This window comes from Apibacter sp. B2912 (assembly GCF_009827835.1).
Taxonomy (GTDB): Bacteria; Bacteroidota; Bacteroidia; order Flavobacteriales; family Weeksellaceae; genus Apibacter.
The window spans coordinates 514,209-531,573 of the sequence record NZ_WINV01000001.1 but is presented as its reverse complement, the minus strand read 5'-3'; the positions used below and the strand labels follow the sequence as shown (position 1 = coordinate 531,573).

At 30.0% G+C, this 17,365-nt stretch carries 13 protein-coding genes; 11 read left to right on the top strand and 2 right to left on the bottom strand.

All coding sequences use genetic code 11. The annotated features are described in order from the left end of the window. Window positions 1-13 precede the first annotated feature (13 nt). Window positions 14-778 carry a TIGR03915 family putative DNA repair protein gene (locus tag GFV01_RS02460; protein ID WP_160564573.1) on the top strand — a complete coding sequence of 255 codons (765 nt, stop codon included), beginning with the start codon at window positions 14-16 and terminating at the stop codon, window positions 776-778. Between the two features lie 325 nt (window positions 779-1,103). Here the strand turns inward: GFV01_RS02460 and GFV01_RS02455 are convergent, their stop codons facing one another. Continuing rightward, window positions 1,104-3,581, bottom strand: coding sequence for a TonB-dependent siderophore receptor (locus GFV01_RS02455; protein ID WP_160564571.1), 2,478 nt, complete (start codon window positions 3,579-3,581; stop codon window positions 1,104-1,106). A gap of 244 nt (window positions 3,582-3,825) precedes the next feature. Between GFV01_RS02455 and GFV01_RS02450 the strand changes: the two genes are divergently transcribed. The 6 genes from GFV01_RS02450 (at window position 3,826) to GFV01_RS02425 (ending at window position 10,622) form a co-directional block, all read left to right on the top strand. After that, entirely contained in the window at window positions 3,826-4,191 is a 366-nt protein-coding gene (locus tag GFV01_RS02450; protein ID WP_105296712.1) for an NADH-quinone oxidoreductase subunit A, read from the top strand. A 38-nt stretch (window positions 4,192-4,229) separates the two neighbouring features. Next, complete coding sequence (locus tag GFV01_RS02445) at window positions 4,230-4,778, top strand: NADH-quinone oxidoreductase subunit B (protein WP_055424507.1); 549 nt, start codon at window positions 4,230-4,232, stop codon at window positions 4,776-4,778. Between the two features lie 17 nt (window positions 4,779-4,795). After that, the gene (locus GFV01_RS02440; protein ID WP_160557297.1) at window positions 4,796-5,290 is read left to right on the top strand and encodes an NADH-quinone oxidoreductase subunit C; all 495 of its coding nucleotides are present in this window, start codon (window positions 4,796-4,798) and stop codon (window positions 5,288-5,290) included. Between the two features lie 30 nt (window positions 5,291-5,320). After that, entirely contained in the window at window positions 5,321-6,565 is a 1,245-nt protein-coding gene (locus GFV01_RS02435; protein ID WP_160564569.1) for an NADH-quinone oxidoreductase subunit D, read from the top strand. A gap of 277 nt (window positions 6,566-6,842) precedes the next feature. After that, window positions 6,843-8,252: a DUF6056 family protein gene (locus GFV01_RS02430; RefSeq protein ID WP_160564567.1), complete on the top strand. Its 1,410-nt coding sequence runs from the start codon at window positions 6,843-6,845 to the stop codon at window positions 8,250-8,252. A 324-nt stretch (window positions 8,253-8,576) separates the two neighbouring features. Next, window positions 8,577-10,622, top strand: coding sequence for a S9 family peptidase (locus GFV01_RS02425; protein ID WP_160564565.1), 2,046 nt, complete (start codon window positions 8,577-8,579; stop codon window positions 10,620-10,622). Between the two features lie 197 nt (window positions 10,623-10,819). On the opposite strand, the gene GFV01_RS02420 is transcribed toward GFV01_RS02425, so the two are convergent. Beyond that, window positions 10,820-11,797, bottom strand: coding sequence for a polyprenyl synthetase family protein (locus GFV01_RS02420; protein ID WP_160564563.1), 978 nt, complete (start codon window positions 11,795-11,797; stop codon window positions 10,820-10,822). 262 nt (window positions 11,798-12,059) lie between these two features. Between GFV01_RS02420 and GFV01_RS02415 the strand changes: the two genes are divergently transcribed. The 4 genes from GFV01_RS02415 (at window position 12,060) to GFV01_RS02400 (ending at window position 17,364) form a co-directional block, all read left to right on the top strand. Continuing rightward, window positions 12,060-12,926 (top strand): DUF6089 family protein, encoded by an 867-nt coding sequence (locus GFV01_RS02415; RefSeq protein ID WP_160541768.1) that lies wholly within the window; start codon window positions 12,060-12,062, stop codon window positions 12,924-12,926. A 13-nt stretch (window positions 12,927-12,939) separates the two neighbouring features. After that, the gene (locus tag GFV01_RS02410; protein ID WP_160564561.1) at window positions 12,940-13,689 is read left to right on the top strand and encodes an isoprenyl transferase; all 750 of its coding nucleotides are present in this window, start codon (window positions 12,940-12,942) and stop codon (window positions 13,687-13,689) included. Window positions 13,690-13,707: 18 nt separating this feature from the next. Continuing rightward, a complete protein-coding gene (gene bamA, locus GFV01_RS02405; RefSeq protein ID WP_160541770.1) occupies window positions 13,708-16,272 on the top strand; it encodes an outer membrane protein assembly factor BamA in 2,565 nt (854 codons plus the stop codon). Between the two features lie 99 nt (window positions 16,273-16,371). Beyond that, a complete protein-coding gene (locus tag GFV01_RS02400) occupies window positions 16,372-17,364 on the top strand; it encodes an OmpH family outer membrane protein (protein ID WP_160564559.1) in 993 nt (330 codons plus the stop codon). Window position 17,365: the final 1 nt, after the last annotated feature.

Sequence of the window (17,365 nt, the reverse complement as noted above, 5' to 3'; positions counted from 1 at the left end):
AGCTATTAAAATTATGATAGTATTCTCTTATGATAAATCGTTGGATGGGCTTTTATGTGTAATTTATGAAGCATACGAAAGAAAAATTTTTCCTGAACTATTAATTCAATCGGGAGAAATACCCCCGTTGTTCGTTGATCAATTACTTGAAATACAAACACGAGATGAAATTGTTAGTAAAACTTGGGCATATTTAGAGAAAAAGATGTCTAAAGAATCTCTCAATATGATGCAAGCAGTTTGGTTATCAGAACAAGATGATAGAGATTGGCTATTATATAAATTTATTAAAAAAGCCATTGATACAAAATTTACAGGCCATACTGATTTTGGGGATGAAGACATTATTAACATTCATAATTTGGCTAAAAAAGTTTACAAAGAAGGCTATAATTGGAAACAATTTGTAAGATTTAAAAAGTCGAAAGACGGAATTTATTTTGCTCCCGTATATCCAATTTATAATAGTTTACCATTGGCGATTCCTCATTTTAAAGATCGATTTTCTTCACAGTCTTGGATTATTTATGATTTAAACCGCAATTATGGATTTTATTATGATGGAAAAGTAGTGATTGAAATGACTTTGGAAAGCGATAATGAATATTTTAATTCAGAACAACCCAACGAAAAATTATTAGATTCAAAAGAAATTTTATTTCAAGAATCGTGGAAAAAATACTTTCAAGCTTTATCTATAAAAGAGAGAATTAATTTGAAACTACAAAAACAACATATGCCTAAAAGGTATTGGAAATATCTCACAGAAATGCAATAAATATAAAAAGGTATTTAAACTCTAATTTTTTAGGTCATATATAAATTGAAAAAGAGAAAGCATTCTATTTTAAGAATAACTCATATATTCAATTTCATTTCAGAAAATGTAAACAAGTTTTTAATAGACAGATGAAAAATTACATAATACATACGGAATTTTAAACCTGGCAAAAGTGGTATAAGTCATAAGTTAATTTTCAAAAATTATCAATCCTATTTATATCATATTGAATTATAAAAAAAATAAAAATCTTTTTAAACGAAAAACTACCTGTTTTACAGGTAGTTTTTATAGTGTAATTAAAAATTATTTTATGAAAAAATTAGAAATTATATGAAAGTTGAAGTTTAAAATTTCTAGGATCGATTTGATTAATATAACCTCCTCTATAATATGAAGTATAACCAATTTTGTCGAATATATTATTAAAGAAAAATTTCAAACCAACTTTTTTATACGTGTATCCCAATTGAGCATTAACAGTTGTATAATCCGGCATGTTGAAAGGTTTAATACCCGGTGTTGAACCGTGTCCATCTGCTCTTAAGTTTGAACTGTAGTCATTAATTGGGCGATCTCCCACATAATAAACACCTACACCCAAAACAAGATTTTTTAATGTTCCTCGATTAAATAAATATTGTACCCATCCATTAGCGGTGGAATATGGAGCATTCATTGGTCTGGAACCGTTTACATAAGCAACGCTGTTTTTATATTGAACATCCGAATAAGAATATCCTAAAATTACTTGTAAATTTTCCAAAATATGTCCGTTTGCCTCAATTTCAATACCGTTTCTTCGCAAATCACCTGCTTTAGAGTAAAAGCCTGTTCCCACTCCATTTTCGTATATCTGATATGAAATATCATTATTTTTAATAAAGTAATAGGTTACATTGAAATCTAATTTTTTATTAAACCAATCAGATTTAACTCCAACTTCAAATTGGTTAGTAACTGAAGATCCAATAGTCCCTCCATCTTTAGTAGGATTACTTGCTGAACGCAAATTGGTTGTAGTAGCATAATTACCAAAAAGACTTATATTTTTTACCGGGCTAACCATGATTCCTATAAAAGGATCCCATGCTTCATTAGCAGCGCCTATATTTGGTTTTTTAGCATCTTGACTAAAACGTAATCCAACATTGGCTCTAATATATTCATTGATTTCCACAGCATCTTGAATCATAATACCATAAACTTCAGATTCGCTGGAGCTGGTAGAAGCAATGGCATCAAAAGATGATTTATTGATTCCCTTAGGTAATACATTAGGTATTTTGTCAAATATATTAATAACGTCTACTTCAATGGATCTGTCAATAAGAGGCAAACCGGTTTTTGGATCTAAGATAACTTTTCCGTCTTTATCTTTTCTGTATTTTCCGTGAGTGGTAGAATTCGTATTATTGATCTTATAATCAAATCCTGTTTGAAACGTATGTTTTACCTTGCCGGTATATAAATTTTTTCCAATTAAATCAATCTGAATCACTTTGTTTTTATCTTCACTTTCGGACCAAGTTAGAGTTCTTGTACGTCTTGAAAAATCCGAAACTTTTTGACCGGTAGCTTTATCAGTAAAAGTATAAGGACTAGCTAAAGAACCTAATCCATAGGTTTCTTCGTTATTTATAGAGGCCGCATATAAGGCACGTAAACTTAATACTTCATTTAATTTTCGTACAATTTTGGCGCTATAGGTAGTAGTCCTAGTATTTTGATTATCCGTTGTCCAACCATAAAATTTATGGGTAGTATCTAATAAATTATTTTTATCGGCATCAGTTGAATTTACAGTACCTCTGTCTGGAGTTATATTGTTATTGATATAATCCATTTCTAAAGTAACAGTCGTTCTATCATCCGGTCTCCATTCAAAAGAAGGATTTATATAAACTCTATTATTGTCAACTCTTGGTTTATAGCTGTCCGCTCTTTGATATGCACCATTTAAACGAAATGCAGCAGTACCTTTTTTGTCCAAAATGGTTTGATAATCAAAAGTTGGTCGAAATAACCCCCAGCTTCCGGTTTCAATAGCAACATTTCCTCCGGTTAAAAATAATGGTGTCTTGGTAACTACATTAATTACACCTCCCGGACTTCCTAATCCGTTACCAATACCTTGAGTTATAGCCGCTGATCCACGTAAAACTTGAATGCTTGATACCCCTTGCATATCTGTCAACAAAGACGCAGAACGAAAATCAGAATCAACCTGAACTCCGTTTTTCAACACAGGAGTTCCACGATATCCTCTGATAGACATACTTTCCGAAGAGCCGCCATAAGTACCGAATAAGTTAACCCCCGGAACATTTCTAACTGCATCGGTTATAGTAAGAGCACCCTGTTCGTTAATAATTTCACTGGAAATTACGGAGATATTTTGTGGTAATTCTCTCGGAGCAACCGGTAAACGAGTTATCATGTCTAAACCATGTATTTGTTTAGTTCCGTATATGGTAACATCATCAATATCTCCCTTACCGTATAATGTTATATTAATTTCTTTTACCTCATCAGGATTGAGAATAACGGATTCGTTATAATCATTGAATTTAGGAGAAGAAATGGTCAATTTATGAAATCCATCACTTAATCCCGATATTTCAAAAAAACCGGTTTGATTGTCGATCTCAGAAATTTTTTCACCGTCAATGTAGAAAGTTGCTTTTTTTATCGGTTTATCTTCTACATCAAATAAATATCCTCTGATCCCTGATGTATATTGCGCTAATAGAAGCTGCCCTAAACATAAAAGAACAAAAGCTATGTATGTTTTTTTCATAATAATTTTTATTTTTAGGCAAATATAATTTTAATTTAGACCAATTACAAATAAAAAGAATGTTTTATATTATCTTTTTTTGTAAACAATTAAAATATAACAAGATATGTGTTTTTTTAGGTTTTTTTTAATATGAATAAAATAAGGACTAATTAGGTGATGTTTACAGGTTTAAATAGAGATCAACTCTAAAAAATATATTAACTTTGCAATCTAAATTAGAAAGTATAATAAATTAGAAAGGATGAGTTTACCTATAGATTATGTTCCGGTACTTATACAGGTTGCAGTTGCTTTGGGTTTCAGTGTGATAGCACTGGTCGGTTCAGCAATGTTAGGTTCGAGAGTACACGGTAAAGTTAAGGATGATACCTTTGAATGCGGGATTGCTTATGAAGGTGATGCCCGTTCGCCTTTTTCAGTTAAATATTTTTTAACAGCAATATTATTTGTACTATTTGATATTGAAATTATCTTCTTTTATCCTTATGCGTTGAACATCAGAGATTTTGGGGTTGAAGGCTTTTTAGCAGTATTAACCTTTATCTCGGTTTTTCTTTTAGGATTCGTATATGTAGTTAAAAAAGGAGCATTAGACTGGGAAAAATAGGAATAAAATATCTATTTTAAATATTTTTTAAAAAAGACATGGCAGAAAAAAAAGTTAAGATTGTTGATGCTCCTGAAGGAGTAAGTGGGCCCGGATATTTTGCCGGAAGTTTTGATAAAATTATAGGATTGGCAAGGTCATATTCTTTATGGCCGTTACCGTTTGCTACCTCTTGTTGCGGAATTGAGTTTATGGCTATACAAGCTGCCAATTATGATTTATCGCGTTTTGGAGCAGAAAACATGTGTTTTTCGCCAAGACAGGCAGACCTTTTAATGGTTTGCGGAACGATATCCAAAAAATTAGCTCCGGTTTTAAAACGAGTATACACTCAAATGGCAGAACCTAAATGGGTAATGGCTGTCGGAGCTTGTGCTTCCAGCGGTGGAATTTTTGATACCTATTCTGTATTGCAAGGAATAGATAAAGTCATACCTGTAGATGTATACGTGCCCGGTTGTCCTCCAAGACCCGAACAAATTATAGAAGGTTTTATGCAGATACAAGAAATAGCTAGAAATGAAAGCTTAAGAAGAAGAGAATCTGCTGAATATAAAGAGTTGTTAAAATCCTATGAAATATCGTAATCATGGAAGGAAAAATTATAGATAATCAATTGGTATTGCAACTCATATCAGATGAGTTTGGTGATGGTATTATAAGGGCATACGAGCCGGATGGAATTTTAACCATTGAAATAAAAAAAGATATTGTACTATCCTTACTAACATTTATTAAAAATCATGAGATAAAAATTGATTTTTTAACTGATGTGTGCGGAATACATTATCCCGATAATAAAGGATCGGAATTAGGAGTTATTTACCATCTACATAGTTTCATAAACAACTTTAGAATACGAATTAAAGCATTCTTTTCTATTGAGAATCCTGAAATTGATTCGGTTACCTCAATTTATTCTGCAGCTAACTGGCAGGAAAGAGAAACTTTTGATTTTTACGGAATAGTATTTAAAGGTCATCCTAATTTAACAAGGATTTTAAACAGGGATGATATGGACTATCATCCGCTTTTAAAACAATATACGCTGGAAGATACTACCCGTACAGATAAGAATGATGCCATGTTTGGCAGATAATTAGTAAACTAAAAAAGTTAGAATTAAAAAATGTCTAAACAAAAAAATATAAGTGATTTGGTCGATTTATCCAATTCAGTGGACAAATACATTGTGAAGGAACAAGTCGATGGAGAATTACAAAAAATAAATTTAGGACCAACACACCCATCTACCCATGGTATTTTTGAAAATAAAATATTAATGGATGGGGAAAGGATTGTTTCAGCAAAATCAACCGTTGGATATATTCACCGTGCATTTGAAAAAATCTCTGAAAGAAGAACATATTCGCAAATAACCACCTTAACCGATAGACTTAATTATTGCTCTTCTCCCATAAATAATATGGGATGGCATATGACCATGGAAAAATTTTTGGGCATTAAAGTATCCAAAAAGATTGATTATATGCGTATCATTATTATGGAGTTGGCAAGAATTGCGGACCATTTGGTTTGCGATTCAGTAATGGGAGTAGATACAGGTGCTTTAACCGGATTTACTTATGTATTTCAGGATAGAGAAAAGATATATGACCTCTATGAACAGGTTTGCGGAGCTCGAATGACTACCAATATTGGAAGAATTGGAGGGTTTGAGCGTGATTTTAGTCCAAAATTCCATCAATTAATTAAAGAATTTATTGCAGAATTTCCAAAAAGATTGGAAGAATTCGCTAAATTATTGGAAAGAAACCGGATCTTTATGGATCGTACGATCGGGGTAGGAGGTATTTCCGCTGAAAGAGCTCTGAATTATGGATTTACCGGTCCGAACTTACGAGCAGCAGGGGTAGATTATGATGTGAGAGTCATGAGCCCTTATTCTTCATATGATGACTTTGATTTTATTATTCCTATAGGGACTTCAGGAGATGCTTACGATCGTTTCATGGTTCGTTTGCAAGAAATGAGGGAAAGTTTCAAATTGGTTAAAAATGCTTATGAAAATTTACCTGAAGGAAATTATCATGTAGAGGTTCCCGAATATTATCTACCGGATAAGCCGGATGTTTATACCAGTATGGAAGCTCTTATCTATCATTTTAAAATTATCATGGGAGAAACAGATATTCCAACGGGTGAAGTTTTTCATTCAGTTGAAGGAGGTAATGGTGAATTAGGATTTTATATGGTTAGTGACGGAGGGAGAAGTCCTTATAGATTACATTTTAGAAGACCTTGCTTTATTTACTATCAAGCCTATCCGGAATTAATTAAAGATCAAATGCTGTCTGATGCTATCATTACGTTAGGAAGTTTAAACGTGATTGCGGGTGAACTAGATGCATAAAAGTTACTTAACACAAAATTAAATTAATATAAATTATAGAAACTCTCATTTTTGAGAGTTTTTTTATGTAATTATATTAATATAATAAGATTTAAAATTTATTTGTAAACGGTTTGTAAAAATAATTATAAAATAGTAATATTTTTAAAAGTTTTTATTTTTCAAGCATCTATAAATATATAGGTTATTATACATTTTAATTTAAAATATAGATATAAGAAAGTTAGATTAAAATTTAATATTTTTGTTAGATAAATATTTTGTAAGTAAAACAAATATGAAAATTTCTTTTTTCTCAAATTTTTTTAATTGGAGCATAATAATCTTATTTATAGCATCACTTATCCCTCTTTTGATATTAAGTTTCTATACAGAACCAATTCTCGATGATTATGTGTATGCGTTAAAGCTAAGACATAAAAGTTTTTTAGAAGTACAAATTAATGATTATATGAGTTGGGGGAGTAGATATACATCTACTGGTTTACTTATTACCGATCCAATTTATTTTGGATGGTTTGATGGATATCGTATTATTTCTTTTTTAATGATATTTCTTTTTGTTGTCGGTTCTTATTTCATGTTTTATCAAATAACACTAAATAAAAAATTTACTTTAATTTTATTATCTACTTTTTGTTTTACTTATTTTTTTATGTTGCCAGAAATTACCTCTGCATTCTATTGGTTAGCAGGTTCAGCGACATATCATTTGGGAAATATTTTATCTTTATTTTTTATTGGAATTATATTAAAACTTTATAGAAATCATAGTTTAATTTACAAAATATTATCATTTTTATTGATATTTTTAATCATTGGATGTAATGAAATTTCCATGATATATTTGGATATTTTTATATTTTTATTACTTTCATGTAGTTATTACAATAATAAAAAAATTAATACATTTTATTTAAGTTTACTAATATTCGCTGGGATTTTAACCATGTATATTTTGGTATCTCCAGGAAACAAATTCAGATCTTCAACTACTGCTCAATATCATTTGTCTTTAGTTAATTGTATAATAAGCATGTTATGGAAGACTACTGTAATAATTATAAGATATTTTATAATAGTATTTTCAATTCATCTATTAGTGCTTTATAATTTAAGAAATTGGCTTAAAAATATTGATCTACCTTTTTTAAAATTTTCAAATATATTTTATATTATTACCTTTTTGATATTTATGTTTTTAGGTTCTTTTCCTAGTTTATGGTCGGTAGGATTTTTTCCACCGTTACGAACCGTAAATGTGATTTTCTTTGCTATGAATATATTGTCTATGATCATTGCCTATAAAATTGTAACCTTACCTTTTTTTAATACCATCAAATTTTCACCTTATACCTTATTAGCAATTTTATTATTAATAGTCTTTAGTTACACATTTACTATACGAGATAAGAATATTTATAATTTTTCAAATAATCTTTATAATTCATATAAGGATGTATTAACTGGAAATATGATAAAGTATAAAGAAGAGATGAAAGAAAGATACAATACCATTCGTAATTCTAAAAAAGATACTGTTTATGTTAAACCAATTAAAAATATACCTAAAACAATTTTAAGAAGTGATCTTAAAGAAACAAACAACCACTTTTACAATCAAAATATGGCCATTTTTTTTGGTAAAAAAGCTATAATATTACGAAGATCTAATGCTGATAATTAATAATTTGACATTAAAATATTATTTAAACGGCATTCCTAAAGGGTAATAAGATAATATTACTAATAGGTTTTATTTTTGTGAATATTCCTAAAATATATTATAAAAATTCCATAATTAAATCAATCATTATACTACAATTTAAATGTATTAAGTTTAGAACAAATCTCTGGACTAATAAGATAATTTAATTATTAAAATATTAACAATTACTTACGAATACAATAGATCTATTTTAATTAAATACGTTTTTAAATAAAAAGACTAATATAATTGATTTTCTATAGTATTACCCTTATTTTTGATGTTTATATAAATAAAGTATCTATGAAGGCACCGGTAGCAAAAAAAATTCCTAAAAAATTAATTACTCATAACGATATTCGAATTGATAATTATTATTGGCTTAACGATAGAGAAAACCCTGAAGTAATACAATATTTGGAGGAAGAAAATGCTTATACAAAAGAGCAGATGAAATCTACCGATTTATTGCAAAAAAAATTATTTGAGGAAATGAAGTCCAGGATAAAAGAAGATGATGAGTCCGTTCCCTATAAATTCAATCAATATTGGTATACCACCAAATACATAAAAGGAGGAGAATATCCTCTCTATATAAGAAAAAAGGACTCTTTAGAAGCTAAAGAAGAAATCATGTTTGATGTCAATGAGATGGCCAAAGGACATAAATTTTACCAAATTGGAAGTGTTAGCGTTAGTCCGGATAATACCATGGCTTGTTATTCAGTTGATACAGTGAGTCGAAGAATATATACCATTCAAATAAAAAATTTGGTAACCGGCGAAATACTTTCCGATGAATTAAAAGATACCACAGGAAATGTAGTATGGGCTAATGATAACCGAACCATTTTTTATTCTGTACAAGATCCTAAAACTTTACGTTCATCTAAAATATATAAACATATTTTAGGAACTTCTCAAAAGGAAGACCTTTTGGTCTTTGAAGAACATGACGAAACATTTAATGTCTATGTAACCAAAACTAAATCCTTACAATATATTGTAATAGCCTCCGGAAGTACCTTAACAGATGAGTATAGATTTATTTCTGCCGATCATCCCGAAGCTGAATGGAAAATATTTCAAGAAAGGATTAGGGGATTGGAATATTCTTTTGATCATTATGAAGGATTTTTTTATATTCTTACGAACAAAGACAGGGCAACTAATTTTAAATTAATGAAGACCTCAATAACAGATACTTCAATTGAAAATTGGATTGAAGTAATACCACACAATAAGGAAATTTTATTGGAGGGTTTTGAATTATTTAAAAATTATTTAGTAACCGAAGAACGAGAAAGAGGGTTAACTCATATAAAAATTAAAAGTTGGGATAATTCAATTAATTATGATATACCTTTCGAAGAAGAAGTTTATACAGTAGGAACTTCTGTAAACAGAGATTTCGATACGGATATTATCAGATATCGTTATACTTCAATGACCACCCCATGGAGCGATATTGATTTTAATATGCGCACCAAAGAAAAAAAGGTTTTAAAAGAGCAAGAAGTTTTGGGTAATTTTAATAAAGATAACTATGTTACTAAAAGAATTTGGGCTCAAGCTCGAGACAGAGTACAAATCCCTTTATCTTTAGTAATGAAGAAAGATACTCAGCCATCTAAAAATACCCCTTTGTTATTGTATGCTTATGGTTCCTATGGATATTCAATGGATGCAACATTTAGCTCCATACGATTATCCTTGTTAGATCGGGGCTTTATTTATGTAATTGCTCACGTGAGAGGAGGAGAAGACTTAGGAAGGCCGTGGTATGAAAATGGAAAAATGTTAAAAAAGAAAAATACATTTTTCGATTTTATAGACTGTGCTGAGTATTTAATCAAAAAAGAATATACATCTTCTAATCATTTATATGCCAATGGAGGTAGTGCTGGTGGATTATTAATTGGAGCAGTTATTAACTATGCCCCTAAACTATTTCATGGTGTAGTGGCAGATGTACCTTTTGTAGATGTAGTTACAACTATGTTAGATGACAGTATTCCTTTAACGACGGGAGAATACGATGAATGGGGTAATCCGAATCAACTAGAATACTATAATTATATGAAATCGTATTCACCCTATGATAATGTTGAAAATAAAGAATATCCCAATATGTTGGTAACAACCGGCTTACATGATTCTCAAGTACAATACTGGGAACCGGCCAAGTGGGTGGCTAAACTTAGGGATATGAAAACAGATTCTAACCTTTTATTACTTCAAACTAATATGGATGCAGGGCATGGAGGATCTAGCGGACGTTTTGAATCCTTAAAAGAAGTAGCCTTGGAATATGCCTTTTATTTATATTTAGAAAATAAATTAAACTAGTAAATGACTTTAGGAAATTTGAAAAATGATTTAATTATTTTTTAAATTTCCTTACCTAATTCCAATATAATTTTTTATACATATTTATATGTTGGCGCGTGGTAAATATAAGTTTACTTATAGGTAAAAAATAAATAATTTTTTGGATTTTACTAATATGAAAATAATTGCAAATTGAAGAAATAAGTCGAGGTAATTTAGTGTTTTCTTTCAATAACGTATTTAAGCATCAATTCCAATGAATCTCTATTTTCATTTTTTGGAAAATTAACTAAAATATCGAGCGCTTTTTGCTTATACTCATTCATCTTATCAATCGTATAATTAATCCCCCCATTTTCCTTTACAAATTTGATTATTTCAGCAACTCTTTTTTTATCTTTATTGTGATTTTTAATGGAATTTATCAACCATTTTTTATTTTCTTTACTTGCGTTGTTAAGCACATAAATTAATGGAAGCGTCATTTTTCTTTCTTGAATATCAATACCGACCGGTTTTCCAATTAAGTTAGAACTTGTATAATCAAACAAATCATCTTTTATTTGAAACGCAATTCCGGTATATTCTCCAAAAAGGCGAAGTTTTTCAGCATTTTCATCCGAAGCATAAGTAGAACGTGCTCCGGATTCACAACACGCAGATATTAATACAGCTGTTTTTTGGCGTATAATTTCAAAATAGACTTCTTCAGTAATATCAAGTTTTCTACTTTTTTCCAGTTGTAGCAGTTCTCCCTCAGACATCTCTCGTATAGTTCTGGAAATAATAGATAATAAATCAAAATCTTGATTATCAGTAGCTAATAATACACTTTTTGATAGAAGATAATCGCCCACTAAAACAGCAATTTTATTTTTCCATAAAGCATTTATTGAAAAAAAACCTCGTCTCATGTAGCTTTCATCTACTACATCGTCATGAACAAGAGTGGCTGTATGGATAAGTTCGATCAATGAAGCTGCTCGATATGTTTTATCCGTTACAGTACCGGTAAGCTTAGCAGTTAAAAAAACAAACATGGGGCGCATTTGCTTACCTTTTCTTCTAACTATAAACTGGGTGATTCTATCCAATAAGGGAACTTTACTTTTCATGGATTCATAGAACCTTTTTTCGAAAAGCTTCATTTCATCAGCTATTGGAATTTTAATTTGTTCAGTAACTTTGGACATTAGGTTTCAAAAATAATCAAATTTTACATATTTTAATTTGAAATTTCCATTTTATTTTATAAAGAAGAGGTAAAAAGATAATTAAAATAAAGGTTATATACTAAAAATAAGTTAATAACAAAATAAAGAGTATAAACATAAAAAGAATTATTATCTTTGTTGCTTGAGAAGATACATAATATTGCAGAGGATAATGCAACAAAATGACTTTATTTCACGTTTAAAGCAATTATGCAATTACGTGAAATAATATTAAATTAAAATGAAAAAAGTTTTCTTACTGGTTATTCTGATTTGTACTTGTTGTTTAATGCATATAAAAGCTCAACGTAATGAAGTAGGAATATCTATTGGAAGAGCCAATATAATTGGTGATATAGGTAAAACCGATTATATTGAAATATTTCCTATGGATAGGTATAGAATTCCAATTTCTTTAGGAGTACTTTATAGGTATAATTTAGATAATAGACAAAGTTTACGTTTAAATTTAATTTATAACAGAGTCTATTTTGATGATGAGAAAGCAAGTGAAGATTATAGATTTAAAAGAAAAATATCAGGAAGTAATACCATTTTTGAAACCTCAGTTTTATTTGAATATTATTTCTTTGATATCAATGATATAAAATATTCAGGTTCTTCTCCATATATATTTGCCGGAGTGGGCGGATATGGATTTTATGACAGGAAATATACAATCAATCATACGAGAGCTAAAAATTATGATGGTTCTTACAGGGATCCTTTAAATTTTCAGGATTTTGTAACAGAAGAAAATTATAAGAAATCTATGAAATTCGATTTTAATATTCCTTTTGGCGTGGGATATAAATTTAAAATTAAATACGATTGGTTATTATCTCTTGAAATAGGAGCAAGATATACATTCCAGGATAATCTTGATTATAGTTCTATAAAAAACAAAAATATAACTATAAACATAGATCCTCAATTAAACAATATAAGTACTGTAGACCCTAAACTTAAGGATGAGATAAATAGAAGAAATGCTAAAATCATAGGAAAACATCAAACAGGTAATACATATAAAAGTAACGATTGGTATTTAATATGGGGGATAAATCTTACTTACACATTTGGAAGACCTCCATGTTATTGTTATTAAATTATAATTATTAATGTCTAAAAAAGATATATTTATAGAAGAAAATAAAATGCCTAAACACGTTGCCATTATTATGGATGGTAATGGAAGATGGGCTAAAAAAAGAGGTATGATTCGTAGTCTTGGCCATCAAAATGCTATTAAAGCAGTTCGAGAGGCGATTGAATTTTGTGATGATGCAAATATTCCCTATCTTACCTTATATGCTTTTTCAACAGAAAATTGGAATAGACCCATTTTAGAAGTGAATTCTTTGATGAGTCTATTGATTAACACTATAAAAAAAGAAACAAAAAAATTAAAAGAAAAAGGTATTAGAGTTAAAGTTATCGGCAATATTGATAAATTTCCAACTAACGTTCGAGAGGAATTAATCCTGCTTACCACAGATACATGCAATAATCAAAGGGGCACATTGACATTGGCATTAAGTTATGGGGCTAAAAATGAAATTCTCGATGCTGCCAAAAAAATTGCTCTGGATTATTCAAATAACGAAATATCTTTGGAACAATTAAATGAAGATACCTTTAATCAATATTTATATACAAACGATCTACCGGATGTAGATCTTCTCATTAGAACGAGTGGAGAGCAAAGAATAAGTAATTTTTTACTTTGGCAAATAGCATATGCAGAATTATATTTTACAGATACATTATGGCCTGATTTTAATAAAGAAGAATTTTTAAAAGCATTAGATTTTTATCAGAGCAGAGAAAGAAGATTCGGGAAAATAAGTGAACAATTAAAAGTAAAGTAAAAGAAGTAAAAAGTGTACATGAAGAAATTATTAGCGGCCGTTTTATTCTCAGTAAACATATTTATATTTGGTCAGGTTGCAGACAGTGTTCAAATATCACCACAAGAACCGAAGGCTGATGTTCAAAAAGATATAGACCCTATTAAAAAAGACGATTCTGCTTTACGTATTAAAGAAATCAAAATTACCGGAACCGATAAATATTCTAAGAATCAAATCATGAGGTATACGGGGTTGTATGAAGGAGATTTTGTGGAAATACCGGGAATGCAAATTAACACGGCAGTCAAAAAACTTTGGGATTCTAAGCTTTTCGCTAACGTAGAAATTTTTTTAACTAAAGTAATCAACAATGAGGTGTACCTTCGTATAAATTTGGTAGCACTTCCGGATTTAGGTACTGTAAAATTTCATGGAATTAGTAAATCTAAAGGCGAAAAGTTGATAAAAGACAATGGTCTTAAAACAAAGGCTAAAATTACCGATGATCTGCGTTCTAAACTTCAAAACTCCATAAGAAATGAATATACAGATAAAGGATTTCCGGATGCCAAAGCAATAATAAAAGAATCGACCAATCCAACAGATCCTAACTTAGTCAATTGGAATGTAACTATAGATAAAGGTCCTAGAGTTAAAGTTAAAACAATTAAAATAGAAGGAACTAAAGTATTAAAAGCTTCAACCGTCAGATCACGAGCTTTCAAAAATACTAAACAAAAAAGATTTTATCGCTTTTGGAAGAAATCAAAATATGTTCCTGAAAAATACCTGGAAGATTTAAATAGAGTTGTTGAAACTTTTCAATCGTATGGATTTAGAGACGCAAAAATAACTTCAGATACTGTACTCAGAGCCAATAAAAAGAATTTTGATATAGATGTTCATGTATCAGAAGGAAAAAGATATTATCTGGGAAATGTAACTTTCTCAGGAAATTCTGCATATTCTAGTGAGACACTTTCAAAAGTTATCGGATATAAAAAAGGAGAACCCTATGATGCAGTAGGTTTCAATAAAAAAGTATCAGGATCAGAAAAAAACGATGATATTTCAACACTATATTATAATAATGGGTATGTTTTTGCCAATGTAGTTCCCATTGAAAAAGCAGTTAGAAATGATACGATAGATATTGAAATTAAAATAAGAGAAGGAGAACAGGCTTATTGGGACAAAGTTACTTTCTCAGGAAATACCAAAACTCACGATCACGTGATCCAACGCTCATTGAGCACAAGACCCGGAGATCTTTTCTCAAAAGAAGATATACAAAGAACCATTATGGAATTAGCCCAAATGGGATACTTTGAAGCACAGACTTTGCGCCCTGATATTACACCGAATGTTGAAACTCGTACGGTAGACGTTAATTATAAATTAGAAGAAAAGGGAACAAACAGTCAAATAGAATTACAAGGAGGTTATGGAGGAAATCGTTTTATTGGAACTTTAGGTTTAACTTTTGGTAATTTCTCATTTAATGATTTTTTCAAGAAAAAAGCTTGGAAACCTATTCCTTCCGGTGATGGACAAAGTATATCTTTAAGAGCCCAAGCAGGAAGTAATTATCAGAATTACAGCATTTCATTCACAGAACCATGGATTACAGGTAAAAGGCCTACTTCCATGACTGTTTCTCTTTACAGCACGATATTGAATTACAATAACTATTATGCAGAAGGAAGAAACAAACTAAATATATATGGAGGTCAAGTGGGATTAACCACTCGTTTGAATTGGCCGGATAATTATTTCAGGCTTTCCTATGGTATCAATTATCAATTATACTCTTTTAGAAATTATCCGTTTAATATAGCAGATGAAAATGCCTTAGGATATACGACATGGGATAATGGAGAAAGTAACAATTTCAGTTTTTATGCAAGTTTAGGTAGATATTCAGCAGGATTTGATCCTATATTCCCTACAATGGGTTCTGAATTTGAGCTTTCAGTGAAATTTACTCCCCCATATTCCGCATTTAACAATGAAGATTACAGCAAAAAAACCGATAAGGAAAAATACAAATGGCTGGAATATTATAAAATAAAGATGAAAGCCTATTGGTATCAGGAATTAGTAGGTAAATTTGTTTTAAAAGCAGGAGGAGAATTCGGATTTTTAAGTAATTATAATTCTAAAGTAGGAATTCCTCCTTTTGAAAGATTCTATTTAGGAGGAACCGGGCTATATGGAAATAGATTTGATGGTAGAGAAATTATCCCTTTACGTGGGTATAGAGATGCTACATCCTTCGGAGGAGTTTCCGGTGAAGACATTACCCCATTAGGAGGGGGTACCTCATATTCAAGGTTTATGTTGGAATTGCGTTATCCGGTATTATTAGGAGGAGCTACGAAAATTTACGCGTTAACATTTGCGGAAGGAGGAAATACTTGGAGCAATAATAAATCATTTAATCCGTTTGAGCTAAAAAGATCTGCCGGTTTTGGTATTAGAATTTTTATGCCACAATTCGGAATGTTAGGTTTTGATTTTGCTAAAGGATTTGATTCAACCATTAATTCAAACAGTGCCAACGGATGGGAAACCCATTTCATATTTGGTCAACAATTTTAGATGATTTTTGCTTATATTGAATTATAATAATATATTTATAGCAAAATAAAGTTTATAAAAACTTGGTATGATTTTAGAAAAGCCTTATATATAGTTACCATGAAGAAAACATTGACATATGCTCTGCTCTTGCTTTTTAGTTTTGGCATTGCTCAAAAAATGGCTTATGTAGATACGCAGTATATTTTAAAACAATTGCCGCAATATCAACAATCAGAACAAAGACTTGACCATGAAGTTAAAAAATGGCAGGAAGAGATTGTTAACAGACAATCCATGTTAGAAAAACTTCGTATTGAGTATGAGAATGAAAAAGTTTTATTAACAGAGGATCAGCAAAAGTCAAGGTTGATGTCAATTGATAGCACAGATAAGGCGCTTCATGAATTTATTGAAAAAAAATTCGGATCAAAAGGAGAATCAGTCAATCTAAGAATTAATTTGGTTAAACCTATACAAGATCAAATTTGGAATGCAATAAATGCCATAGCTATAAAAGATAAATATAATTTAATCTTAGACAAATCGTCAGATTTAATTATGGTTTATACAGATTCCAAATATGACATCACAGATAAAGTGTTGAAACAATTAGGAATTGCAACCAAAAAGAAAGAGGATAAAAATGGTAAAACATCTTCTATGATATCCAATTCAGATGAAGTTGATGACAAAGAAGTTAAAATTAAAAATGCTAAGAATTCTGATGAAACAGCAATAGATAAAAAAGATAAAGAGTCTACTAAAAAGCAACAAAAATCAGGATGGGGAAGAAAGTATGTTCCTAAAAACAAACAAACTAAAAAGGAACAAATTCAAAAAGAGGAAGTAAATGAAGTTTCTTCTGAAAAAGTAGATGAAGTTTCAGAGGAAAAAAATATAAATAACGTAAAAAGTAAAGATTATCCTAAGGAGGAAGATGTGCATGAAATAATTGCACCGGCTCCTAAGAATAAAGAAAGTAAAACAGTAAATAATAAAGAGTCTAAAACTACCATTAAATCGCAACCAAAATCAGGATATGGTAGTAAATATATACCTAAGAAAAAAACTCAAAATAATAATCAAACTAATGATAAAACAAGTAAATAAT

Bases quoted from the DNA above. Each gene is read 5' to 3' on its own strand.
- GFV01_RS02455 (WP_160564571.1), bottom strand. From the start codon at position 3,581: ATGAAAAAAACATACATAGCTTTTGTTCTTTTATGTTTAGGGCAGCTT.
- GFV01_RS02460 (WP_160564573.1), top strand. From the start codon at position 14: ATGATAGTATTCTCTTATGATAAATCGTTGGATGGGCTTTTATGTGTA.
- bamA (WP_160541770.1), top strand. From the start codon at position 13,708: ATGAAGAAATTATTAGCGGCCGTTTTATTCTCAGTAAACATATTTATA.
- GFV01_RS02420 (WP_160564563.1), bottom strand. From the start codon at position 11,797: ATGTCCAAAGTTACTGAACAAATTAAAATTCCAATAGCTGATGAAATG.
- GFV01_RS02400 (WP_160564559.1), top strand. From the start codon at position 16,372: ATGAAGAAAACATTGACATATGCTCTGCTCTTGCTTTTTAGTTTTGGC.
- GFV01_RS02445 (WP_055424507.1), top strand. From the start codon at position 4,230: ATGGCAGAAAAAAAAGTTAAGATTGTTGATGCTCCTGAAGGAGTAAGT.
- GFV01_RS02430 (WP_160564567.1), top strand. From the start codon at position 6,843: ATGAAAATTTCTTTTTTCTCAAATTTTTTTAATTGGAGCATAATAATC.
- GFV01_RS02435 (WP_160564569.1), top strand. From the start codon at position 5,321: ATGTCTAAACAAAAAAATATAAGTGATTTGGTCGATTTATCCAATTCA.
- GFV01_RS02425 (WP_160564565.1), top strand. From the start codon at position 8,577: ATGAAGGCACCGGTAGCAAAAAAAATTCCTAAAAAATTAATTACTCAT.
- GFV01_RS02415 (WP_160541768.1), top strand. From the start codon at position 12,060: ATGAAAAAAGTTTTCTTACTGGTTATTCTGATTTGTACTTGTTGTTTA.
- GFV01_RS02450 (WP_105296712.1), top strand. From the start codon at position 3,826: ATGAGTTTACCTATAGATTATGTTCCGGTACTTATACAGGTTGCAGTT.
- GFV01_RS02410 (WP_160564561.1), top strand. From the start codon at position 12,940: ATGTCTAAAAAAGATATATTTATAGAAGAAAATAAAATGCCTAAACAC.